Consider the following 20,769-nt stretch of genomic DNA (forward strand, 5'->3'; position numbering starts at 1 on the left):
GTCGCTGTTGGCCAGGCCATGGAGTTACGTCAGCTGCGGACCTTCGAGGCCGTGGTGCGCCATCGCACGGTCACCGACGCCGCGGTTGCGCTCGAACTCGCGCCGTCGTCGGTGTCCCAGCAGATCCGCACGCTCGAAACCGCGCTCGGGGTGGCACTTTTCGTGCGCGACCCCAAGGGCATGCGGCTCACACCGGCGGGGCAGCGGCTCACCGGCTGGGCGCGGCGGCTGCTCGAACAGGCCGAACAGGCGATGCGCGATGTGCGGGAGGAACGGCCGGTCCTGCGCCTCGGGGCACTGGAGACCCTCGCGGTTGCGTATGTGCCGCAGGTACTGGCGCGACTGGCCGAGCGACGGCCCGATATCGAAGTCGAGGTGCGCTCGGATCGGGCCCGCGACGGCTTGCTCGCCGATGTGGTCGGCGGCGATCTCGATGCGGCACTGCTGCTGGATTCCGGTGGCGCCGTTGGTGATCTGGGCTTCCCCGCCCCCGCCGAACCGCTGGCCTTCCTCGACCTGGATCCGGTGCCGCTGGCCTTGGTCGCCGCGCCGACGCACCCACTGACAGCGCGGTCCGGCTTGACGCCCGCCGACCTCATCGATGAACGGCTGCTGGTCAATGTGCCCGAATGCTCGTTCTGGATGGCGGGTGAAAAGGTGCTCGGCTCGGGCCCGCGGCGAGTGAAGGCCGGTGCGGTTCCGGTCATGCGGGCCTGGGCCGAGCACGGACTCGGCATATCCTTGCTGCCGGAGTTCGCGGTCGCCGATGGCCTCGCGCACGGCACACTCGTCCGCTTGGACTTCCCGGTGCCCGATCTGAGTCTGCGGCTGGTATGGCGCGCGGATCAGGAATCACTGCCCGGGATGCGCGAGATCCTCTACGCGGCCGCACGGCCATGATTGCGCCGTTCCCGGCAAACCTGCCGCAATGCCCGCAGCAATGATTAGGCTGACGAAGAAGACGCAGGTCCCGACCTCGTAGGTCGACCGAGAGGAGTCAGGCGATGAGCGCGCAGCGGTTGGCGGCCACGCACTTGGCACTACACGGCGATCTGACCGGCATTGTCGGCAAACACCTCATCTACGCCTATGAGAACGGCTGGAAATACGAGCTGTACGTGCGCGATGCGCAGACGATCGAATTGCGCAGTCTGATGGGTCCGATGTTCGGCCGCTGGTCCAAGAATCAGACGGCGAAGCTGGTCCAGCTCAGCGACGATATGTACAAAATCGCCTGGGTGGAGCAGACCGGAACCACCACCGTGCTCATCGTCTGGCTCGGCGACCGTCGGGTGCACACCACGATCTCCTACCCGCAATGGATGCTCGACTATCCCGACTGCACGCTTACCCGCTACGAGGAAAATCTCGACGCGATCATCGCCGAGCGCGACCGGGGACCGACCTATCCGTTGACCCTGGTCTCCGCATCCGGGCGCATCACCTTCCTGGAATCCCGGGATCTCGACGACGACACGGTGATCAACTGTCCGCCACACAAGCTGCCGCCGGGATACGCCACGCGAACCAACTAGTGCCTCAGGCGAGGTACACCGGGAAGGCGGCCAGGTCGTTCTGGGTGAGCACCGGCAGGTTGCGGATCTCCTCGACCGGCACCGCGAATCGCAGCTTCGGAAAACGCTCGAACAGCGCGGGCAGACCGACCCCGGCCTCCACCCTGGACAGTGCCGCACCCGGGCAGATATGCGGTCCGTGGCCGAACGCCAGATGCCGGTTGGCCGTTGGGCGAGTGATATCGAAATCGTCGGCATCACCGCCGTGCACCGCGGTATCTCGACCGATGGCGCGATAGGACATGACCACACCCTCACCCCGCTCGATCACGATGTCGCCGACGGTGATGTCCTCGGTGGCGAAGCGCATGAGCAGATGGGTCACCGGGGTGTCCCAGCGCAGCGTTTCCTCGATCGCCTGCTGCCACTCGGAGTCGCCGTCGCGGATTGCGCGCAATTGCTCCGGGCGGCCCAGCAGGGCGCGGACGGTGTTGAGGAGAAGTCCGACGGTCGTCTCGTGTCCCGCCGCGACGAGGGCTTTCAGATTGCCGACGACCTCCTTCTCGGTCAGCGGCGCACCGCCGTCGGCGGCGAAGATGAGCGCGGTGGTGAGGTCGTCGGTCGGCTTGACGGTCTTCTTGCGCACCAGATCGGTGAAATAGGTATCCAATTCATCGATCACTCGCAACCGCTCGTCCTGCGGGGTGAGGATCGAGAAGAACGCCTTGTACCAAGTCAGTAGCATCGCGTGATCGGCACGGTCGACGCCCATCAGCTCACCGATGACCCGCATCGGCAGCGGATAGGCGAATTCGGTCTTGAGGTCGACCACGCCGTCGCGGCCCGTTCGCTCCAGGTCGTCCAGTAGTTCGGTGGTGAGCCGCGCGATCACCGGACGCAGTGCGTCCAGCCGACGCGGCGTCAGCGCCTGCATGGTCTTGTTGCGTAGTCGCCGATGTTCGGCACCGTCCACGGTGAACATGGACCGTCCGGTATCGATCATGCCGATCAGCGGCCACTCCCGCGTTACCGTCCCCGAGGTCCACAGTGCCCACGAATTGATGTCCTTGACCAGCCGAGGGTCGGTGAGCAACCGCCTGGCGGTGGCGTACTCCGTGACGGTCCAGGCCGGCACGCCGAGTAGATCGATTCGCGCGAGCGGACCGGCCGCGCGCAACCGACTGGTCTCGCCCGCGAGATCACCGACCATCGGGTCGATAACGATCGGCTGCGCGCTGTGCGGACAAACCTGCTGCACGAGATACCCCCCTCCAGCCCGTTGGGCTGGTGCCTCAAACCCGCAGCCCATCAAGCGGTTTCGATCTTCCGAACGAGCGTAGTCGTCCGATCCGGGGAAGGGAACACTTCGGTGCGCGGGTTGGTCACCGCGCCTGGGATCCGTGGGCTGATTCACCCGCAATCGGATGGGTACCGCTGTGCTGAGGAGGTTTGCACATGACTCGTCCCGTGCCACCGAATCCGAGTCCTATCCCGCCGACGCCGATCCCGGACCCGGTACCACCGACGCCGATCCCGGATCCGGTCCCGCCGAAACCCGGGCCTGAACCGGTGCCCGGGCCTGAGCCGCATCCGGAGCCGGATCCGATACCCGGTCCGGCGCCACAGCCGATTCCCCGGCGCCCCGGACCCGAGCCGGTACCCGGGCCTGAGCCGCTGCCCGGCCCCGGCCCGGATCCGAAACCGCCGGTACCCGGCCCCACCCCGGTACCCGGCCCCGACCCCGACCCGAAACCGCCGGTACCCGGGCCTGTTCCCCACCCCGATCCGATACCAGGCCCGAAACCCGAGCCACCGATCCCTGATCCGCGGCCGAGTCCGGATCCGATGCGACCGCCACCGATCCCGAATCCCGGCGGTCCGGTCGATCCGATGGATCCAGCGCTGCCGGACCCCCGGTAGGGCACGGATAAACGCGGCGACCGCATTCGAGTGCGGCTAGCCACTCGCGAATAGTGTTGCGCACCACAGCTCTTCGCCAACGTTCGCTATGTGGGTGCTCCGTGGACATGAATCCGACGCTGCCGGGCCTTCGGCGACGCTGTGTGGGATCAGCGCCAGATCAGCGCGGCGACCGCTTTGGGCGCGGCCAGCCATTCACGAAGGTTGTTGCGCACCAATGTCGTTCGCTTGCATTCACAGTATGCGGTGACGCCGTAGCCATCGATGCCCGCGCCGCGGCACAATGCGACCGCCCGTGGCAGATGCCGGTATTGCGTGACGATGATCGCGCGGTCGATACCGAACAGATTCTTGGCTCGTTCGCAGGTGGCTCGGGTCGACAACCCTTCGCCATCGGCGCGCACCACCGCCGGATCGATGCCGTGATCCACGAGATACTTTGTCATCGAAGCGATTTCGTCACCAGAAATGCCCGCAGCATCGCCGGACACGAGAATCTCGCGTACCTTTCCGGCTCGCAACAGTTCGATCGCGACATCGAGTCGTCCACGCATATAAGCCATCGGCGCACCATCGGGCCCCACCTTCGCGCCCGGCACGATCACCACCGGAACCGTCGGCGCGGCCGCGAGGCCGGACCGATATCCGGCCGATACCAGCCACAATCGGAGATTGGCACCCGCGACGACCAAGGCCGCTCCGGCGAGCAGACCGACACCCACCCGGCCCACTACCACGCCGAACTCTTCCGGTCGGGTATCAACTGCACCTGCCCGACGATACCGGCGCAGCACTAAGCGATGCGCACACCACCGTCGAGATCACCGTCGAGAAGTGCGATACCCAATGTCGTCGCCTGATGCCGCATCGTATTGCGGTGCCGACAACTCTCGATGAGCCCGGCCTCGCGCAGGATCGATGCGTGCTCACTGGCCGTCGCGGGTGAAACACCCAGTCGGCGTGCGAGTTCGGTCGTCGTGCAGCCCTCGGCGATCTCCTGTAGTGCGGCTGCGCGCGTCCGGCCGAGCAGTGCGATGAGCGCCTCATTGGTCGCGCGCGGACCCCACGCCATGGCGAAATCGGCGATATCGCGCAACACCGGGACCACCAGCGTCATCGGCGCGTCCTTATCGATGGTGGACTTCAGCAGCTTCGGTCCAGGCCAGATGAACAACGACGGAATGATGATCAGGCCGCGCCCGTCGAGATGTTCGTCGGGGCATTCGATCGGGGTGAGCACCTCCAGCACGGGCGCCCGCCACCGCGCGAAGGGCGCCAGCCCGGCGAAGAGGCGTTCGACGCCTTCGGTGGCGATGGTGCGGGCCATCCGCTCGGCCGCCACCTCGAGATACGACTGCATATGCGCCCATCGCCCGGCGAATGCCACCGCATGGAATGCCTCGACGGCGTGCGCGACATCACGGCGGGCGGCGCTGTCGCGGTCGGACAGCTCCCGCGTCCACGCGGGAAGCGGATGGTCGGTCAGCGCGCGCTGACGAGCGGCGTGCTCCACCTCGCGGCGGAGTTCGTCGCGGGAGGCCAGATGCAATGCCTCGATCCCCGCCGACATCGACCGCGCCCCACGGGTCGGCGTGATCAGGTCGACGAAGTGGTGCACGCCGGGGAAGACATCCGCGAGCACGCCGAAGTTATCCGGTATCGCGCGCCGCACCTGCCCGCGCCAGCCGTCGTACAGCGGCGCGTCGGTGCGCTGCACCATCCGGGTGGCCAGCATTGTTTCGCCCATCGCGCCGAGCGGCGCCCCGATCCGGATGCGCGTCAGATCCTCGGGTGTGCAGTGGATCCGCTTCATACGCCGCCCCGCATCGTTGTGCCGAGGCACCTCACGGTACCCGCGATCACCGCGGACCTCGCAGCATCACCGCGAGGACCGGATCCAGGCGCAGGATCTGATCCGTGGCCGACTGTGTGGCCGACCAGCGAAACCAGCTCGGCCGCCACCGCTTCCGCCGCCCGGCCGGCACCACACCAACGCTCAGCCGTCCCAGCACCAGCCCTACGGGCCGGGCCACTACCTCGTTCACCATCATCGACTCCTGAATACGCACTGTTCAGCAGCCTAGGAATCAGCGGGCCGCACCCCCACCATGTTTCGGCCGTGGCCTAAACATGGTTCTATTCCGGATAAGTTCAACGGGGACGAGCATGACGGCTCGAATTGTGGGCAGCCGGTCTACGTGAACAGCACTCGAATCTGCCCGTGGCGGCAGCGGATCGCGATCGGTTTGCTCACTGTCGCGTGGGCGGCAGGGTGCGGCACCTCGACGGAGATCGCCCCGCCCGCGTGGTCCGGCCCCGCACCGATCCCCGCCGTCACCATCACCATCGAACACCAGAACTACACCGGCACGCCCCCGATCACGCCGGGCGCCGTACTCACGGTGGTCAACCTCGATTCGGTGAAGCACAGCATCACCAGCAAGCGCCCCGGCCTCTTCGATTACGAGGTCGGCCCGGGCCAGACCATCACCTTCACCGCACCCGACGAAGTCGGATCGCACCCCTTCTACTGCCGGTATCACGCGCTTATGGAGGGCGCATTGAGCGTCCGGCGTTGAATCCCCGGTTTCCGCGCGTCGAGCCGCTAGCGTCCCACCTGTCGCCACAGCGGTTTCCGCCGGACAACAGAGCCGCCTAGACGCAGTACTGGCAGATTCCGCTGGCAGGTAGCTGGATGAAGCACTGGTCGCACACCGCCGCCCGGGCCGGCTCGGGCTTGGCCTCCTGCGGGGTGCTGCTCGCCGAACGGCGGCCCGCGACCTTGGGCGTGAGCGGCGGAGCGGTCAGCTCGGCGGGCATCGTGGCACCGTAATGCTCGTAGCACTGCCACCGGGCGTAGGAGGCGTGCAACTCTCGGTCCTTCGGAACCGGCAGTCCGGCGAGTTCCAGCACGTACTTGTAGGTGTCTCCGACGGTGTGGTTCTCCTGCACGCATAGCGAGGTCAGCGGGGGTTCGCCCGCATTGTGGCAACGCCGCGCGACCTTGCGCAGGATCGCCTCCATCCACGTCTGCGTCGGCGCACCCGTATGCACCCCGGACGTTTCCTGCACCCGCTCGGCCAACTCCTCGACAGTGATGAAGTTTCCGTACCCCGTGGCGATCTCGGACAGTTCCGCATGTGCCGCAAAGGCCCATGCCACCGTCGCCTCCCGCAACGTCACCGGGACGCCGTCACCTGCCCGCCATGCCCCCGCCGTCGTGGATACCGAACTCTTGATCACCCGCTCAAGTTATCGCGCCGCCTCGCGGCCCGCCGAATGCCCCCACATTCCGGCGTCTGATCAAGATCACTGCATCCCTCTCGACTTTTGCCGCCACCAGCAAATGACGATCTTGTTACTAGCTTTCTAGGATGCTAGCATCGGGGTGTGGGCGACGAGGATGTGAAGCAGTTCAACGTGTATTTGCCGGTGGGATTGATCAAGCAGGTCAAGTTCCGGGCGATCGAGTCCGGCATGTCGCTGTCGGCACTGGTCGCGGAGGCACTGCGCGGATACCTCGACGACACCAACGATCAGCAACCGTGAGCGCGAGAAGGAGAGACGATATGACGACGCAGGGCATCGAAGGCGTGTTCGTCGAGACGCACAACTGGGGCAAGGCTGCGCGGTTCTTTCAGGCGCTCGGTTTCGAACCCGAATTCACGACCGACCACAACTCCGGACTGTTCCGCAATGGCGATGGCCCGTATGTATTCATCGCCGAGATCCCGCGCAGCCAGACCCCACAGACGCAACTCGTGCTGACGGTGACCGAACCGGATGCGTTCCAGCCGAGCGATGACGTCGAGGTGGTCACGTCGTTCGAGGAAACCCATTACGGGACAAAGGAAATGACGGTGCGCGATCCGGACGGCCGGGTCTGGAGTCTGCAGGTCGGAAAGGTCGGCTGAACGATGCAACAGGTCATCGGCCCCGAGAGCACGGCGGAGCGCGTCGCACTGTGGCGCGCCTTGCACGTCGAGATCGATCCGGCGCCGCATGTGCTCGAAGACGAGATCGGGCTGCGGCTGATCGACCCCGACGCCGGATGGCGCGCCCGCGGGGATATGAATCCCGAGACGACCAGCCTCTCGCGCGCGTGCGTCGTGGCGCGCGCCCGTTTCGTCGAGGATCTGGTGGTCGAGCAGGCGGCACGCGACGTCGATCAGTACGTCATCCTGGGTGCGGGACTCGACACCTTCGCTCAGCGCCGTCCCGAAATCGCTTCCGGCCTAATCGTATTCGAGGTAGACCAGCCGGGGCCACAGGCATGGAAGCGGCAGCGTCTGGTCGAACTCGGCTACGGAATTCCGGAGTGGCTGCGGCTGGTCCCGGTCGATTTCGAGGCCGAATCCTGGTGGGATCGGCTCATTTCCGCGGGTTTCGACCCGTCGCGTCCCGCGGTGGTCGCCGAGACCGGCGTCTCCATGTACCTCACGCGCGAAGCGAATGTCCAGACACTACAGCGGATCTCGACCCTCGCACCCGGCTCCACCTTGGCCATGACCTTCCAACTGCCACTGGACCTGCTGGACGCCGAGGAGCGCGCGATACGTCAGGCCGTCGAGAACGCCGCGCGAGCAAGCGGAGTTCCATTCCTCAGCCTGTTCAGCCCCGATGAACTGATCGAGCTGGCCGAGGCAGCGGGTTTCGCATCAGCACAACATATTTCGACATCCACCCTGACCCAGCGCTACTTCGCCGACAGGACAGACGGCCTGCGGCCCCCGACCGCGGAGCAGTTCCTGGTCGCGACGACCTGAACAACCCGCCCAATGCGGCGCGCACCCGTTATCGAGGCCCTACGCCGCCGCGACTGAACGCTGGATGCGCGCCGCCGGAGCGGCACCGTGATAGAAGTACTGCCCCAAACCGACTGTGAAGATGAGCATTCCGTACACCGAATGCTCGACGGACGCGGTGAACAGCGATTGCGTACGCAAATAGCGCGTGGCGAAGATCCAGCCGCCGACACCGCTCAGCACGACCGAGAGCCAACTGCCGAAGATGATGTGCACGTAGCCGAATGCGATCGCGCTCGCGGCCACCAACCCGACGCCGTCGCCGAAGACCGGCGCGTACCGGTGGAACAGGAACGAACGGAAGATCAGCTCCTGCGGGTACACGCTCAGCACGGGATACAACACCATGACCGCCAGCCACAACAAGGGATTTCGCCGCGGCAGCTCGAACAGATTGTCCCGCCGCAGCACCGCGACCGCCGCGGTGAGCGCCAGCGCATTCGAACCCGCCAGTGCCGCCATGGAGCGCGCCTGCTTGCGAATGGCCTCGGAGCGCCAGAGCGTCGCACGGTCGAAGTCCGACGAACGCCGCAGGTAACCGGTGACGCCGACCGCCAAGGCGAGCAGCGCGGGAATCGGCGGCCTGCCCCGCAATAGCGCGTTGTACACGGTCGTTCCGCCGAAGAACAGTGCCGCGTATTCGGCGCCCAGGTACACGCGCCGCCACCGTCGAATCCGCACGCCCACACCATAGTTGTGCTGGCGCGGGCACGCTGCCGCATGAAAATGCCCTATGTCCTTGCGGACATAGGGCTGCAGATCACTGCCCGGGCGCAGGGCATCCGGGCGGCGGGCCCTGCGGATCCCCGGGCAGCGGACCCTGCTGGTCGCCAGGCGGCGGACCCTGGTGATCGCCGGGCGGCGGCGAACATTGCTGCCCCGCTGCCGGTCCCTGCGGCTGGTCAGCGCTCGCGACGCCGGCCCCGACACCCAGTGCAGCGAACACCACTACGCCCGCCGCAGCCGCCGTGACCAGCTTCGACTTGACTCCCATACGTTTCCTCCCGGATTTCTGGATCCGTCGGGCCGATCCTTGCCGCCCCGACGCGAGAATCGTTGCGGCCCAACCTCTGCCGAAAATGGGAGCAAGTTAGGAGCCAGCTATGAGCGCGTGTGTCCCATTGGCCCAGGTGGCGGGATCCGACAGCAACCACACTGCTGATTCCCAGCCGACGCTCAGGTTTGCGTGCGAGGTTCTCCGGTAGCTGCCGGCAGTTGAGGATGAGGTTTGATGAGGGTGATCAATGGTGTCGGCCGGTGGTCGGCCGGTATCAGCGTCGGGTTGGCGGTGCTGATGCTCGGAGGTGGGTTCGCGCAGGCGGATACGGTGGTGCCGCTGCCCGACGGCGAGCAGGCCTTGACGACGGCGACGGGGATTCCGGTGGATCTGACCAGGACCGGTGAGACCGCGATCATCTCCCAGTCCCTCGCCGCCAACGGCATGTCACGCACGGCGCAGCTGTCGGCGACCGCGTACGCCACGGCTCCGGGCGCGACGGCGGGCAGCCTGGAGACCGGTTATCTGATCGGCTGCCAGGTAGATCTGTCCGGCGGGCTGTCACTCGGCGGTGATGTCTACATGTCGCCCGGCTCGGTGTCGCCGGAGTTGACCCCGAGTATCAAACTGGTGCCGGGCGGTGTCGCAGTGGTGAAGTTCGGCACCAAGAAGCTCGATCCCGCGGCGGGTGCGGTCGGCATCTCCTACCGCAATCGCGGCGTCCAGCTCAGCGGATGCGGCGGATACGCGCAGGCACGCGCGTTCAGCGCCCTGTCCGTGACCAACGACCAGGGTTCGGCCGAGGTGACCTTGTACGGCGACCCGTTCAGCGTCGGATGAGCGGCGTGATGCGATCGAACGAGAGGACCAGCGCGATGCGCCGTTCACTGGGCGTCGCGATCATGACGTGCGCCTTCCTTCCCGTCGTGCTGGTGACATCCGTTGCGGCACAAGCCGATACCTCGATACCCCTCCCCGATGGCCACGACGAGTTCGCCACTCGCGATGGCCTTGTCGTCGCGGTCGACCGCACCGGTGAACACGCGACGATCTCCGGGTCGATGGCCGCGAGCCCACTTTCCCGCAACGCGTGGGTTTCCGGCGTGACGTCGGTGCACATCACCGTGCCCGCCGATATCACCGTCACCGGCGGTCGGATCGAGACCGGTTACCTCATTGGCTGCCAGGTCGATCTCGGCAGCGGCACACATGCGGACGGTAGCGGCGATACGCCGCCGCCCCAGCCGAAAACCGACGCGCCGGCGGGTGCCGACAACAGTGGCAACAACAACGGCGACGGTGGCGGCGGCGGCGGCAACGGCGGCGTCACCGCAGGCGGATACGCCGGTGGTACCGCGGGCGACTCGGGAGTCTCGCCCTATGCCGACCCCTCACTGAGCATTCAGTTGAAGCCCGGCAAAGTAGCCACCAAGGAAATCGAGGACTACACCTTCACCGGCACATCGGGCATCACCCAGTACGTAGACCACACACTGTCCGTAGAAGGTTGCGCAGGCGCCGCCGAAGCTCGCGCCTACACCACGGTCACCGTGCGCGACAACGTCATGGACGACTCCGAAACCCTGTGGGGCCAACCTTTCAACCTCGGCTGAGGTCATCGCAACAGAGCCAGCAGTAGGTGCCTGCCCTGTTCCACGCGAACGGTCATGGGATGACGGGAAGACTGGTACGGTCGCACGGCATAACGTCGGCATGACCATCCACCGCTGGGGGTAATGATGCGTTCGACCCGATCCGTGACTGCTTTCTCCCTCGCCGCGATGACCGCGGCGGCCGTAACCACCACGGCCGCACCAGCTTCCGCGGACTCGAGCGGCGGCAAGTTCGCGACAATCTACTCGCTGACCAACGGCCCGTGCGTCGCGATCGTCGACTCGTCGGTCAACGGCAACGCCTACCCGGGCATGGCCGCCTTCACCGTGACCGCACAGATGATCGGCGTCGGCCAGTGCTCACTCGACATCACCCTGAACTACCGCAATGTCGACACCGGCGAAACCGGCAGCTTCACCACGCACGCCAACGGCCCCGGCTTTTGGGGCAACAGCGGCTACTCGGCCCTGTTCAGCCCCGGCCACGACAACTTCGTCGGCACCGTCACCGTCAACGCGGCCCATTTCCCGGACCCCGGTGCGGTCCAGTTCACCAACCACCCCTACCAGGGTTAGCGGCGGCGGAGTTCGTCATCGGGTCGTCGGCCGCGAGCCGCCGCAGCGCGAATGTCGGCCTGTGGACATCTGTAAGGACGCGCCTGGTTCTCGGACACGCCCGCAGTATTCGGCTGAAGACGCCCGAGGCCATACTATTTCGCTATGACTGTCGGATTTGGAAAGGCTTTGGTAATCAGGAGGATTCGGCGAAGCGGCCGATCGATACTCGTGACGGTCGATGCGCCGCAGCCTTTTACGAAACCTGACACGGACTACTTTTGTCGACTACGGATCGAGGGGCTACAGCCTGCCCCGATCATCATCCAAACGACCGGCACCGAACCAGCACAAGCGTTGATGTCCGGGTTGACCGAAATCAGCGCCCGCCTGTCCGTCTCGCTCCCAGATTTCCTGTCGGAAGCGCGAATCGGCGGTGACCTCGCAGCAGCTGTCGGCTAGCCCGGAACACGCTCCATGGGCGAAACCTCTCGAGGCAGGGGCACGAGGGCCAACAAGTTGATCGAGTTCTGATGCACAGCCACCAGCTCCGCGACGACGTGTCGCCGAGCTGGTGGCTGAGGTCTTCAGCTACCCGTTGTGGTCGGCGAGTCGGGTGACACAGGCCCGGACAGGTCGGCCTTCAGCGAGGCCATGGTCACCGGCACGATGCCGCGCTCGGTCGGTGCTGGAGAGATTGGGCACCGCATCTGGGTACACCCTGTCTCTCACAGTCGGGTGTAGTCCTGCTGGTCCTGCTCGAACGCGCTCAGGATTTCCGGTGTCAGGGTCGGGCGGGTATCGGCGACCGCGGTCAAGTAGTCCTCGGTGGTCGCGGGTTCGTCCGAGTCCTCGCGCATTGCGCGTTCGAACGCGGACTGCGCGCCTGCACGGGCCGCGTATTCGATGTCGGCGGGGGTGAATTGCGCTGTGGTGCACACCAGACGGTCGAGGTCGATGGTTTCGGCGGCGGGGCCGAGATATCGTCGCCAGATCGCGTTCCGTGCCATTGCGTCCGGCGGGCCGACCGGAATCACATAGTCGAATCGACCGGGCCGCAGGAATGCCGAGTCCAATGAGCGGACCGAGTTCGTCGCGCAGATCAGCAGGCGACTGTAGTTTTCCCGGAACGTCGGTATCAGCTTGAGCAGCTCGTTGGTGACGCCGTGCGCAGGGCTTGTCGCCGTACCCGAACGCGCGCCTGCGATCTCCTCCACCTCATCGATGAACAGCAGCAGCTCGTCGAGTTCGTCCAGGTCGGCGAATACCTCGCGCAGCGAGGCCGCGAGTCCACCCGTCGCCGCGGCGGCCAACCGGGACGGAAACAATTCGACGAACGGCCAACCGAGTCGGGACGCGACCGCTTTCGCGAAGCTGGTCTTGCCGGTCCCCGGTGGCCCGAACAGGATGACGCTTTTGGGCGGCAAAACCCGATAACGTTCGGCCATATCGGGATTCGCCAAAGGCAACACGATCCGGCGTTCGATGATCTCTTTCTCTCGGTTCATCCCAGCCATCGACTGCCACAGTCCCGGTGGAAGCAGCCGCCCGCCCAGTTCCGTCAGCAGGGTGGACTGCGCGGGAGCCAATGGTTCCAGCAGCTCGTAGTAGACCAGGCCCGCCCTACGCAAGTACCCGGAATTCTCGAACGCCACCGATCCGGTGGCGCCCTCGGGTACGAGGGTGCAGATCCGCCGCACGCCGTTCGACCGCAGCCGCCGCTCCAGTTCGGCAAGCAGTGCGCTGCCGATACCGCGCCGCCGCCACCGTGCCGCAAGCGCCACCAGCAGGACCCAGGCCCGCTCGCCATGGATCTGGGCGACCGCCATCCCGACCATCTCGCCGCCGACCTCGGCCACCACCGCCGTCTGCTCCGCGCGCGCGGCCGCCATCACCTCCGCCAGCGCGAAGACCGGCTCACCGGCATCGGGCACACGGCTCTGCTCCCAGATCTGGATCGCCTGATCCAGATCTTCGTCACGGAACTCGCGTAGTCGCCATACCGGCATACATACCTCGAACGGCCATCGGCGAGCCTCGGAGAACTCGGCCGTCCTCTTTAGTAAATACCCTGCGCAAGCCCCCCGCTATGACAGGAACCAAGTCTGTCGGTGCCTTGACGCACCATCGACTACACGAGTGCGCACGGTCGCATCAACACGGCCAACGCCGAGGCAGCCCGCGCGGCCGGATGGCCGGAGCTCACGGGTACGCCTGCTCGAATCGGGTCGGCCAGCACCATCCGCGTGGACAAGATGCGCGAATTCGACGACGCCACCGCGGCGATGACCGACTCCGACCGGGACCAGTTCCAAACGACCAGCCAGATACCGCCGCTCAGTGCGACGAGCATCAGCAGCTCGATGTGGGCGCGCCCGCGGCAGGGGTGTGTTCGGCGGTTCCGGTGATGTTGCGGGCCATGCCGCCGAACACGGCGGCGTGAAACGGTGTGATCGCCTTCCAGTAGAGGTGCCCAGCAAGTCCGTGCGGCTGGAAGATGGCGCGTTGCCGATAGCGGGAACCCCCGCTGCGGTCGGGCTCGACGCCGAGTTCGAGCCATGCCAGTCCCGGAACCTGCATTTCGGCGCGAAGCCGCAGCAGGTGGGGACGGTCGATGTGTTCAACGCGCCACCAGTCCAGGGCTTCGCCAGGGTGCAGGTGATGTGGGTCTCTGCGGCCGCGACGTAAACCGACCCCGCCGGTGACCCGGTCGATCCAGCCGCGCAGCGACCAGGCAAGCGGAAACGAGTACCAGCCGTTTTCGCCGCCGATGGATTCGATCACCGCCCACAGGGTGTCGGCGTCGGCGTGGGTGTGGCGCTCGCGGAGGTCCTCGTAGAGTGAGCCGCCGGACCAGGCCGGGTCAGTGGGCAGCGGATCCGAGGGCGCGCCGGGTGTGCTGGCGTCCGACCAGCGGGTCGGCACCTCAGCGTTGCGGATGCGGGTCAGTGCCAGCTCCATGGCACGTTCGCAGCGGGTGAGGCCGTCGGCGGGATCGGGGATGTACGCGGCGATGTCGTGGTCGCCGCACACGACTTCGTGAACGAGAGATTCGATGAGCGGGACGGCCAGGGCGCGCGGTACCGGGGTCACCAGATTGACCCATTGCGCCGACAGCCATGGCGAGAGCACCGGGACCGGCAGCACCATCCGACGAGTCAGCCCGGCGACCACCGCGTATTCGCGCATCATGGTCAGGTAGGTCAGGACGTCGGGGCCACCGATATCGAACGGGCGGTTGACGTCGGCGGGCAGCTCGGCGGCCCGCAGTAGGTAGTACAGGACATCGCGCACAGCGATGGGTTGGATGCGGTTGCGCACCCATCGGGGGGTGATCATCGCGGGCAGGCGTTCGGATAGGTAGCGCAGCATCTCGAAACTGGCCGAGCCGGATCCGATGATGACCGCCGCGCGTAGTTCCGCAGTGGGGATCCCGGATACCCGCAGGATTTCTCCGACCTCGGCGCGTGAGGCGAGGTGGCGCGAGAGCTCTGTGTGTTCCGGGATGATGCCGCCGAGATAGACGATGCGCCTGACGCCGGCCGCGGCCGCCGCGGCCGCGACGACCCGCGCGGCGCGCTGGTCGATGTCGGTGAAGTCGCGGCGGGTCAACGAGTGCACCAGATAGTAGACGACCTCCTGGTCAGCGACCGCGGCGCGCACGTCGTCGTCATCGGTGACATCGCCGCGGACCACCTCGACCCGATCCCGCCACGGCACCTCCGCCAATTTCGCCGGTGTCCGGGCCACCGCCCGCACCCGATGACCGGCCTGCACCAGTTCGGGCACCAAGCGTCCGCCGATGTAGCCGGTCGCGCCGAAAACCACACACCGCATGCTCAATCACCCTTCTTCCCGGTCATGGACGTCGAGATCAGTGGGAACCGCGGCCGCCCCGGTACCAACGCATCCGCGGCGACAAGGATGGGCACCGGCGGGGCCGTTGTTTGGCTGCCCGAATGCGGGCTACCCGCCGGAAGACCGGCTGGAAATAGCAGGCCGGCACCTTCGAACAAAGGGGCCGCAATCGTGGGCACTGTAGACAAGGCAAAGAACAAAGCCGAGGAACTCTCCGGTAAGGCCAAGGAGAAGTTCGGCAAGGCCACCGACGATAAGAGTAAGCAGAACGAGGGCAAGGCCGACCAGACCAAGTCCAACCTCAAGGACGCGGGCGAGAAGGTCAAGGACGCCTTCCGCGACTGACCGGTCACCAGCGTCGATCACGAGCGGATGACCCGGCGAGGTCATCCGCTCGACGCGCGCCGGTTCCATTGTCCACCAGTCTATTTCACCTGAGAAGCTTCGATCGTGGCCGCATTGGATTTCAGGACGAACCGGCTGTTATGCGACGGGCTATTCGGGATCAGCCCCCTGCTGCTTCCCACGTGACTTCGAGTCCGGATCGATTTTGTCCGCACGCTCCCACTCCTTATCCACGTCGGTTCGCGAATCCGCCGCCTCCCTGCGATGCATATCCGCCTGCTTGGCAAGCTGCTCGGCCTGCGCCGCCTTGATCTCACCTTCCGCCTTTGCCGCCCGGCTCCTGGCAGCGGCCTCCTCTGCCCGCGCCTGCCGCTGACCGACCTCTAATTCCTGTTCCGCCGCGCGGTCACGGATACTCTCGGCTTCGACCCGCTGATGTTCGCGCCGTTTGCTCATCAGCAACCAGGCCACAAGCAAAATGATCACAACCGCGACGACGATGATCACGATCACAATGGTGGTGCTCATCCTTCGACTCCTCGCACTCTCCCCCTTCTACCCTAACGCCACTTCACTAGCCCCGAACTGGGAAAATGAGCGATCAGACGCCGAGAAGGGATGGCCGCCGCGCACTGGACAAACTGTGTTCGATACCGCCGGATCTGTTGACGCCCGGCGGATCGCACTGATCGTCCATTCGGCACGGCGGACACCGCCGCCGCACTATCGAGCCGCGACTTCGATAACCAGGGGTGTACATCCCAGGTCCCGAGGCGTCTACTGGAATATGCAGGCCATCGGGTTGATCATCGTGGCTTGTTCTCCTGTGGCCGTGGTCGGGATGGGCGTAGTGAGTGGTGCTGGCATTGCGCACATGACCGATACCAGCACCGGAGGGTTTCTCTAGCCCTTCGAGTACAGCAGTGAAACCAGGTAGCCAGCCATGATCGTTCTCGGAGTCATTCTTCTTATCGTCGGGTTCATATTCAGCATCCCGATCCTGTGGACCATCGGGATCGTGGTCCTCGTCATCGGGCTCGTATTACTGCTATTGGGGTCGATGGGCCGCGCCGTCGGCGGCCGACGCCATTACTACTGACCCCATAATTCTGCTCCGCACCAGAATCACATCCTCACCAGCACTCTCGATCGGACAACCGAGCGCCCGCCGGCGGCAGCGCTTGTCAGGCGACTTCGCGGCGGCTGTCCGCTCCGATCACTTGCTCCCGCAGCGTGTTCAGAGTCTTGGTGAGAATGCGGGAGACCTGCATCTGGGAGACGCCGAGGCGCACGGCGATCTGGCTTTGGGTCTTGGATTCGAAGAAACGCATGATCAGCACCCGACGCTGGGTGTCGGGAAGCGCAGCGAGCAACGGACGCACCGACATCGCGTCTTCCAACAATCGGTAGCACGGCTCTACGGCGCCGAGGGTGTCGATGACCGAGGGACGAGTACCTTCGTCGCTATCACCGACACCGATATCGAGCGAATTGGTCTGGTAGGCATTGGCCGCGATCAACGCCTGTGTGACCTCACCGAGTTCGAGATCGAGTTCAGCGGCGATCTCCCGCGCGGTCGGCATCCGGTTGAGCCGCTGCGCCAGCGTCTCCACGGCAGGCCGAATCAGCGCCTGTAGTTCTTTGGCCCGGCGCGGTACTCGCAGCGCCCAGGTGTGGTCGCGAAAGTAGCGCCGCACCTCACCCATGACGGTCGGCACCGCGAACGACAGGAACGAACAGCCTCGCGTGACGTCGAAACGGTCCACCGCCTGCACCAGCCCCAGCCGAGCGATCTGCTGCAAGTCCTCGAATTCCGTACCGCGGCCCGCGAACTTGCGAGCGATGTGGTCGGCCAAAGGTAGACACCGCCGGACGATCTCCTCGCGCACGACCTGCCGATGAGCGTCCCCGGGCTCCAGGGCAGCCAGCTTCTCGAACCATGGCTCGATGTCGTCGTAGCTGTCTCCGGCACCGGTTGCGTGTCGGGATTCTTCGTTTCGAGCCGTCGTTCTACTCATCCGAGTCTCCCTCACTTCTTATGAAGTTCGATGTGAGTGGGGTACCCCAGTTTTCGTAATCGAAACGTGACCAACGGGCACCAGCCGCGTCGAGGCGGGCGGATGACAATGCCGCACCAGCCGACTCCCGGGGAAACTCACCGAGGGTCGGCGTGGACATGCGATCGCAGACCCTAACGCTGAGCTGGCACTCCGGATGGCAACTGCGTCATGGTCGGCGTCAGTGTTGCCGCACAGTCGGATAGCGAGTTCGAGTTCGGTGCCTCGGTGAACAATGGTTCGATTGGCGTCGAACCAACCGGCCGGATTGTCGGACGTATCAGCCTTCTTGCTCTGCCAGTGCGGCCGTTGTCAGGGTGAGGTGTCGAGTCAATATGTCGGCTGCGGTGTCGGGGTCGCGGGCCAGCGCCGCCTCCTCCAGTCGGCGATGCTCGTCGGTGCCGTCCCGGTCCGGGTTGCGGTGCGCCGACCAGCGGCGGGCCAGCTCGCTCGCGATCCACATCCGGTCGAAGGTTTCCAGCAGGACGGGGTTGCCGCATCCCTCTAGCAGAGTGCGGTGGAAGAGCCGATGCGCCTCGGCCCATGCCTCGCTGTAGTACTCGCCGTCTTCCGGGGTGAATGCCGGCGTGCGCGCCAACCGGTGGTGGGCGGCTCGGACGTCGCCCTCCCAATTGATGTCACCACGTTCGATCGACATGCGTAGCAGGACCGGTTCGATGGCCCGGCGGGCCTCGCCGATCTGCTGCCAGCGCTGATCGGAAAAAGCTGGGACCGCGAAGCCGCGATTGGTCAGCCGCTCGGCCAGACCCTCACCAACCAGCCGCACCAGCGCCTCACGCACCACAGCCAGGCTCACACCGCATTGCCGGGATAGATCCTGCGGCTTGAGCGCGTCGCCGGGCGCGTACTCACCGCGCATGATCGCGTTCCGCAAGTGTGCGTAGACCTGCTCGGAAAGCATCTGCTTCTCCGGCGAGGTCGGGGTGTGAACTGTCCGAGTCATAATCCGATCATAGACGATTTGCAAAATCATCGATTATTTCTGATATCGTCGATCTTGCATGTTCGGCACGACCCGAAAGGCGCGACAAGATGAGCGCAAACAATCCCTTCGCCCGCCTCCACGAGGCAGCCTCATTCACGGTCACCAGCACCACGGTGAGCGATGGCGCCGCCTGGCAACCCGCACAGTGGTCCTCCGGCACCCCCGGCGGCAAAGACGTTTCCCCGCAACTGAGTTGGAGTGGCGCCCCAGCGGGCACCAAGAGCTACGCCGTTACCGTGTACGACCCCGACGCCCCCACCGGCTCCGGCTTCTGGCACTGGGCTGTCGCCAACATCCCGGCGACGACCACGAGCCTGCCCGAGGGCGCCGGAGACGACGCGGGCATCGGTTTGCCGGTCGGCTCCTTCCAATTGCCGAACGACGCGCGCCTACCTCGATACATCGGTGCGGCACCGCCGGCAGGGCACGGTAGGCACCGCTATTTCGTCACCGTGCACGCCCTGGATGTGGACGACATCGGCATCGCCTCCGACTCAACGCCGGCTCTGCTCGGGTTCACTATCGCCGGCCACATCCTGGGCAGGGCGACGCTCGTCGCCACGGCGGAGACAATGCAGTGAATTCCGTTCGAGGTGCCGGTTCCGCCACCAACCGCGGATTCGTCGTCATGCGCGGCTTCTAGTGGCCGAGTCGATCCCCTGCGAAATCGAGATCGTTCGTCGCTCGCGGCGCGACGGCGACGCCATCGTCCGCTGGGTCGAGGTCACCGTGAACGGCATACCGATGCCCGCCACCGGCGAGCCGCGCGTCGTGCACACGCCTCTCGGCACGCACGTCACGCTCGACCTGACCGCCACTTCGGTCAGCATCCGGACCCAGGACGGGAAATGAGACTGCAAGGAAAGGTTATGAGCGACAACGATATCGATCGCATGGTCGATCGCACTGTGCTGATCACGGGCGCGACGGACGGCCTCGGTCGGGAACTCGCGGTGCGACTCGGCGCCGCGGGTGCCCGGCTGATTCTGCACGGCCGCAACCCCGATCGGGCCGCGGCGCTCGCAGCTGAGGTGACGGCCGCGAGCGGGCCCGTGCCGGAGATCGTCCTGGCCGACTTGTCGCGGCTCGCGGAGGTGGACCGGCTGGCCGACGAGATCATCGCCCGCACTTCGCGATTGGATGTGCTGGTGAACAATGCCGGCACCGGCGGCCAGCCGAACGGGAGACGCGAACTCAGCGCCGACGGCAACGAATTGCTGTGGGCGGTCAACCATCTGGCCCCGTATCGGCTGACGCGTCGGCTGCTTCCGCTGCTGAGGGCATCGGCTCCGGCGCGGGTGGTGAACGTGGCCTCCGCCGGGCAGCAGGAGATCAACTTCGACGATCCGAACCTCGAGCACGACTACGACGTGTTCACCGCGTACTGCCGCGCCAAGCTGGCGATGATCATGGCGACCATCGAGTACGCCGAGGAACTCGACGGGACCGGTGTCACGGTGAACGCCCTGCACCCGGCCACACTCATGGCGACGACCATGGTGCTGGAATCTGGAGTCACGCCGATCAGCACGGTCGCCGAGGGCGCGGATGCCACTCTCCGGCTGATCTGCGATCCGGGCCTGTCCCAGACGACGGGCCGGTATTTCAACGGCACCAGCCAGAGCCGTCCGCACGCGCAGGCCGACGATCCGAAGGCACGCCGTCGCCTGCTCGAAATCAGTGACACCGCAGTCGTTTCGGCGGTGGGCTGAGGCGGTGGGCGGTGTGGCTCTGCCACGGGACGGTCTGGCCGTGCGACGTTACGGATTGCTGTCCGGCTGCGGTAGCTGCTGACGTAGCACCCTGTCGACGATCGTCTCGATGTACGCTCGGTCGATGTCGAGGCCGGCGAACAGCCGCCGGTACATCAGCGGGCCGGCGAGCTGGTCGATGACCAGCTGGATGTCGGTATCCGGCGGGAGCTCGCCGCTGGTGACAGCGGCCTGGAGGATTGCCTGAAATCCGGCGATACCGGACCGGAAGAGAGTTTCCTTGAGCGCGGCGAAGGCCGGATCGAACGGCGCCCGCTCCAGCACCGCGCGCATGGTGTGTTCGCTGGCCGGATCACCGAGCAACTGCCGCAGCCCGTCGAGCTCTCC

Annotated in this window: 28 protein-coding genes; 15 read left to right on the top strand and 13 right to left on the bottom strand. The window is 65.8% G+C overall.

Translation table 11 applies throughout. The features are described 5' to 3' along the window. Positions 1 to 18 precede the first annotated feature (18 nt). Both ON44_RS24385 and ON44_RS24390 read left to right on the top strand, forming a co-directional pair. Positions 19 to 900 (top strand): LysR family transcriptional regulator, encoded by an 882-nt coding sequence (locus ON44_RS24385; protein WP_040694045.1) that lies wholly within the window; start codon positions 19 to 21, stop codon positions 898 to 900. Positions 901 to 1,004: 104 nt separating this feature from the next. Then, positions 1,005 to 1,535, top strand: coding sequence for a phenolic acid decarboxylase (locus ON44_RS24390; protein WP_040694046.1), 531 nt, complete (start codon positions 1,005 to 1,007; stop codon positions 1,533 to 1,535). A gap of 4 nt (positions 1,536 to 1,539) precedes the next feature. Here the strand turns inward: ON44_RS24390 and ON44_RS24395 are convergent, their stop codons facing one another. The 4 genes from ON44_RS24395 to ON44_RS24410 all read right to left on the bottom strand — a co-directional run bounded on the left by ON44_RS24395 (position 1,540) and on the right by ON44_RS24410 (position 5,503). Then, positions 1,540 to 2,772, bottom strand: coding sequence for a cytochrome P450 family protein (locus ON44_RS24395; RefSeq protein ID WP_040694048.1), 1,233 nt, complete (start codon positions 2,770 to 2,772; stop codon positions 1,540 to 1,542). 811 nt (positions 2,773 to 3,583) lie between these two features. Continuing rightward, positions 3,584 to 4,171 (bottom strand): SanA/YdcF family protein, encoded by a 588-nt coding sequence (locus ON44_RS24400; protein ID WP_157187283.1) that lies wholly within the window; start codon positions 4,169 to 4,171, stop codon positions 3,584 to 3,586. A 56-nt stretch (positions 4,172 to 4,227) separates the two neighbouring features. After that, a complete protein-coding gene (locus ON44_RS24405) occupies positions 4,228 to 5,247 on the bottom strand; it encodes a winged helix-turn-helix domain-containing protein (protein ID WP_051182395.1) in 1,020 nt (339 codons plus the stop codon). A 46-nt stretch (positions 5,248 to 5,293) separates the two neighbouring features. Further along, on the bottom strand, positions 5,294 to 5,503 hold the full coding sequence (locus ON44_RS24410) for a hypothetical protein (protein WP_157187284.1): 210 nt from the start codon (positions 5,501 to 5,503) through the stop codon (positions 5,294 to 5,296). Between the two features lie 129 nt (positions 5,504 to 5,632). Between ON44_RS24410 and ON44_RS24415 the strand changes: the two genes are divergently transcribed. Beyond that, entirely contained in the window at positions 5,633 to 6,013 is a 381-nt protein-coding gene (locus tag ON44_RS24415) for a cupredoxin domain-containing protein (protein ID WP_051182396.1), read from the top strand. Between the two features lie 76 nt (positions 6,014 to 6,089). On the opposite strand, the gene ON44_RS24420 is transcribed toward ON44_RS24415, so the two are convergent. Beyond that, positions 6,090 to 6,677 carry a hypothetical protein gene (locus ON44_RS24420; RefSeq protein ID WP_245567312.1) on the bottom strand — a complete coding sequence of 196 codons (588 nt, stop codon included), beginning with the start codon at positions 6,675 to 6,677 and terminating at the stop codon, positions 6,090 to 6,092. A gap of 147 nt (positions 6,678 to 6,824) precedes the next feature. Here ON44_RS24420 and ON44_RS24425 point away from each other — a divergent pair, with 147 nt between their 5' ends. Genes ON44_RS24425 through ON44_RS24435 form a run of 3 tightly spaced genes read left to right on the top strand, consistent with a single transcriptional unit; the run spans position 6,825 to position 8,200 of the window. Beyond that, positions 6,825 to 6,983 (top strand): ribbon-helix-helix protein, CopG family, encoded by a 159-nt coding sequence (locus ON44_RS24425; RefSeq protein ID WP_040694051.1) that lies wholly within the window; start codon positions 6,825 to 6,827, stop codon positions 6,981 to 6,983. 20 nt (positions 6,984 to 7,003) lie between these two features. Continuing rightward, a complete protein-coding gene (locus tag ON44_RS24430; RefSeq protein WP_040694053.1) occupies positions 7,004 to 7,348 on the top strand; it encodes a VOC family protein in 345 nt (114 codons plus the stop codon). 3 nt (positions 7,349 to 7,351) lie between these two features. Beyond that, the gene (locus tag ON44_RS24435; RefSeq protein ID WP_040694055.1) at positions 7,352 to 8,200 is read left to right on the top strand and encodes a class I SAM-dependent methyltransferase; all 849 of its coding nucleotides are present in this window, start codon (positions 7,352 to 7,354) and stop codon (positions 8,198 to 8,200) included. A 39-nt stretch (positions 8,201 to 8,239) separates the two neighbouring features. Here the strand turns inward: ON44_RS24435 and ON44_RS24440 are convergent, their stop codons facing one another. Then, on the bottom strand, positions 8,240 to 9,169 hold the full coding sequence (locus tag ON44_RS24440; RefSeq protein ID WP_245567313.1) for a CPBP family intramembrane glutamic endopeptidase: 930 nt from the start codon (positions 9,167 to 9,169) through the stop codon (positions 8,240 to 8,242). A gap of 301 nt (positions 9,170 to 9,470) precedes the next feature. Between ON44_RS24440 and ON44_RS24445 the strand changes: the two genes are divergently transcribed. The 4 genes from ON44_RS24445 to ON44_RS24460 all read left to right on the top strand — a co-directional run bounded on the left by ON44_RS24445 (position 9,471) and on the right by ON44_RS24460 (position 11,866). Next, positions 9,471 to 10,076 (top strand): MspA family porin, encoded by a 606-nt coding sequence (locus tag ON44_RS24445; protein ID WP_040694058.1) that lies wholly within the window; start codon positions 9,471 to 9,473, stop codon positions 10,074 to 10,076. A 35-nt stretch (positions 10,077 to 10,111) separates the two neighbouring features. Then, a complete protein-coding gene (locus ON44_RS24450) occupies positions 10,112 to 10,849 on the top strand; it encodes an MspA family porin (RefSeq protein ID WP_040694061.1) in 738 nt (245 codons plus the stop codon). A 144-nt stretch (positions 10,850 to 10,993) separates the two neighbouring features. After that, a complete protein-coding gene (locus ON44_RS24455; RefSeq protein WP_245567314.1) occupies positions 10,994 to 11,425 on the top strand; it encodes a hypothetical protein in 432 nt (143 codons plus the stop codon). Positions 11,426 to 11,569: 144 nt separating this feature from the next. Then, entirely contained in the window at positions 11,570 to 11,866 is a 297-nt protein-coding gene (locus ON44_RS24460) for a DUF6968 family protein (protein ID WP_157187285.1), read from the top strand. Between the two features lie 266 nt (positions 11,867 to 12,132). Here ON44_RS24460 and ON44_RS24465 read toward each other — a convergent pair whose 3' ends face one another. The 3 genes from ON44_RS24465 to ON44_RS24475 all read right to left on the bottom strand — a co-directional run bounded on the left by ON44_RS24465 (position 12,133) and on the right by ON44_RS24475 (position 15,241). Further along, positions 12,133 to 13,413: an ATP-binding protein gene (locus tag ON44_RS24465; protein WP_040694064.1), complete on the bottom strand. Its 1,281-nt coding sequence runs from the start codon at positions 13,411 to 13,413 to the stop codon at positions 12,133 to 12,135. Between the two features lie 122 nt (positions 13,414 to 13,535). Next, entirely contained in the window at positions 13,536 to 13,757 is a 222-nt protein-coding gene (locus ON44_RS24470) for a hypothetical protein (RefSeq protein WP_040694065.1), read from the bottom strand. Further along, positions 13,757 to 15,241, bottom strand: coding sequence for an SDR family oxidoreductase (locus ON44_RS24475; RefSeq protein WP_040694066.1), 1,485 nt, complete (start codon positions 15,239 to 15,241; stop codon positions 13,757 to 13,759). The genes ON44_RS24470 and ON44_RS24475 overlap by 1 nt, the downstream gene beginning before the upstream one ends. A 192-nt stretch (positions 15,242 to 15,433) precedes the next feature. Between ON44_RS24475 and ON44_RS49530 the strand changes: the two genes are divergently transcribed. Next, positions 15,434 to 15,607, top strand: coding sequence for a CsbD family protein (locus ON44_RS49530; protein ID WP_040694069.1), 174 nt, complete (start codon positions 15,434 to 15,436; stop codon positions 15,605 to 15,607). Between the two features lie 150 nt (positions 15,608 to 15,757). Here the strand turns inward: ON44_RS49530 and ON44_RS24485 are convergent, their stop codons facing one another. Then, positions 15,758 to 16,114, bottom strand: coding sequence for a hypothetical protein (locus tag ON44_RS24485; protein WP_157187286.1), 357 nt, complete (start codon positions 16,112 to 16,114; stop codon positions 15,758 to 15,760). A 436-nt stretch (positions 16,115 to 16,550) separates the two neighbouring features. On the opposite strand from ON44_RS24485, the gene ON44_RS51345 reads away from it, so the two are divergent. Further along, a complete protein-coding gene (locus tag ON44_RS51345; RefSeq protein ID WP_085998611.1) occupies positions 16,551 to 16,706 on the top strand; it encodes a DUF6131 family protein in 156 nt (51 codons plus the stop codon). An 85-nt stretch (positions 16,707 to 16,791) separates the two neighbouring features. Here ON44_RS51345 and ON44_RS24490 read toward each other — a convergent pair whose 3' ends face one another. After that, positions 16,792 to 17,625 (bottom strand): RNA polymerase sigma factor SigF, encoded by an 834-nt coding sequence (locus ON44_RS24490; RefSeq protein WP_040694074.1) that lies wholly within the window; start codon positions 17,623 to 17,625, stop codon positions 16,792 to 16,794. A 319-nt stretch (positions 17,626 to 17,944) separates the two neighbouring features. Next, on the bottom strand, positions 17,945 to 18,628 hold the full coding sequence (locus ON44_RS24495) for a GntR family transcriptional regulator (RefSeq protein WP_040694152.1): 684 nt from the start codon (positions 18,626 to 18,628) through the stop codon (positions 17,945 to 17,947). A gap of 89 nt (positions 18,629 to 18,717) precedes the next feature. Here ON44_RS24495 and ON44_RS24500 point away from each other — a divergent pair, with 89 nt between their 5' ends. The 3 genes from ON44_RS24500 (at position 18,718) to ON44_RS24510 (ending at position 20,382) form a co-directional block, all read left to right on the top strand. Further along, positions 18,718 to 19,251: a YbhB/YbcL family Raf kinase inhibitor-like protein gene (locus tag ON44_RS24500; RefSeq protein WP_040694075.1), complete on the top strand. Its 534-nt coding sequence runs from the start codon at positions 18,718 to 18,720 to the stop codon at positions 19,249 to 19,251. Between the two features lie 61 nt (positions 19,252 to 19,312). After that, positions 19,313 to 19,522 carry a hypothetical protein gene (locus ON44_RS24505; RefSeq protein ID WP_040694077.1) on the top strand — a complete coding sequence of 70 codons (210 nt, stop codon included), beginning with the start codon at positions 19,313 to 19,315 and terminating at the stop codon, positions 19,520 to 19,522. 17 nt (positions 19,523 to 19,539) lie between these two features. After that, the gene (locus ON44_RS24510; protein ID WP_245567315.1) at positions 19,540 to 20,382 is read left to right on the top strand and encodes an SDR family NAD(P)-dependent oxidoreductase; all 843 of its coding nucleotides are present in this window, start codon (positions 19,540 to 19,542) and stop codon (positions 20,380 to 20,382) included. A 48-nt stretch (positions 20,383 to 20,430) separates the two neighbouring features. Here ON44_RS24510 and ON44_RS24515 read toward each other — a convergent pair. Continuing rightward, positions 20,431 to 20,769, bottom strand: a 339-nt coding sequence (locus ON44_RS24515) for a TetR-like C-terminal domain-containing protein (protein WP_040694080.1), incomplete at its 5' end; no start/stop codon positions are given.

It is taken from the genome of Nocardia vinacea NBRC 16497, assembly GCF_000308835.1.
In the GTDB taxonomy this organism is placed as follows: Bacteria; Actinomycetota; Actinomycetes; order Mycobacteriales; family Mycobacteriaceae; genus Nocardia; species Nocardia vinacea.

Excerpts from the sequence above, each read along its gene's own strand:
- ON44_RS24385 (WP_040694045.1), top strand. The coding sequence starts at position 19 with ATGGAGTTACGTCAGCTGCGGACCTTCGAGGCCGTGGTGCGCCATCGC.
- ON44_RS24390 (WP_040694046.1), top strand. The coding sequence starts at position 1,005 with ATGAGCGCGCAGCGGTTGGCGGCCACGCACTTGGCACTACACGGCGAT.
- ON44_RS24405 (WP_051182395.1), bottom strand. The coding sequence starts at position 5,247 with ATGAAGCGGATCCACTGCACACCCGAGGATCTGACGCGCATCCGGATC.
- ON44_RS24430 (WP_040694053.1), top strand. The coding sequence starts at position 7,004 with ATGACGACGCAGGGCATCGAAGGCGTGTTCGTCGAGACGCACAACTGG.
- ON44_RS24435 (WP_040694055.1), top strand. The coding sequence starts at position 7,352 with ATGCAACAGGTCATCGGCCCCGAGAGCACGGCGGAGCGCGTCGCACTG.
- ON44_RS24445 (WP_040694058.1), top strand. The coding sequence starts at position 9,471 with ATGAGGGTGATCAATGGTGTCGGCCGGTGGTCGGCCGGTATCAGCGTC.
- ON44_RS24450 (WP_040694061.1), top strand. The coding sequence starts at position 10,112 with ATGCGCCGTTCACTGGGCGTCGCGATCATGACGTGCGCCTTCCTTCCC.
- ON44_RS24460 (WP_157187285.1), top strand. The coding sequence starts at position 11,570 with ATGACTGTCGGATTTGGAAAGGCTTTGGTAATCAGGAGGATTCGGCGA.
- ON44_RS24465 (WP_040694064.1), bottom strand. The coding sequence starts at position 13,413 with ATGCCGGTATGGCGACTACGCGAGTTCCGTGACGAAGATCTGGATCAG.
- ON44_RS24470 (WP_040694065.1), bottom strand. The coding sequence starts at position 13,757 with ATGCTCGTCGCACTGAGCGGCGGTATCTGGCTGGTCGTTTGGAACTGG.
- ON44_RS24475 (WP_040694066.1), bottom strand. The coding sequence starts at position 15,241 with ATGCGGTGTGTGGTTTTCGGCGCGACCGGCTACATCGGCGGACGCTTG.
- ON44_RS51345 (WP_085998611.1), top strand. The coding sequence starts at position 16,551 with ATGATCGTTCTCGGAGTCATTCTTCTTATCGTCGGGTTCATATTCAGC.
- ON44_RS24490 (WP_040694074.1), bottom strand. The coding sequence starts at position 17,625 with ATGAGTAGAACGACGGCTCGAAACGAAGAATCCCGACACGCAACCGGT.
- ON44_RS24495 (WP_040694152.1), bottom strand. The coding sequence starts at position 18,628 with ATGACTCGGACAGTTCACACCCCGACCTCGCCGGAGAAGCAGATGCTT.
- ON44_RS24500 (WP_040694075.1), top strand. The coding sequence starts at position 18,718 with ATGAGCGCAAACAATCCCTTCGCCCGCCTCCACGAGGCAGCCTCATTC.
- ON44_RS24510 (WP_245567315.1), top strand. The coding sequence starts at position 19,540 with ATGAGCGACAACGATATCGATCGCATGGTCGATCGCACTGTGCTGATC.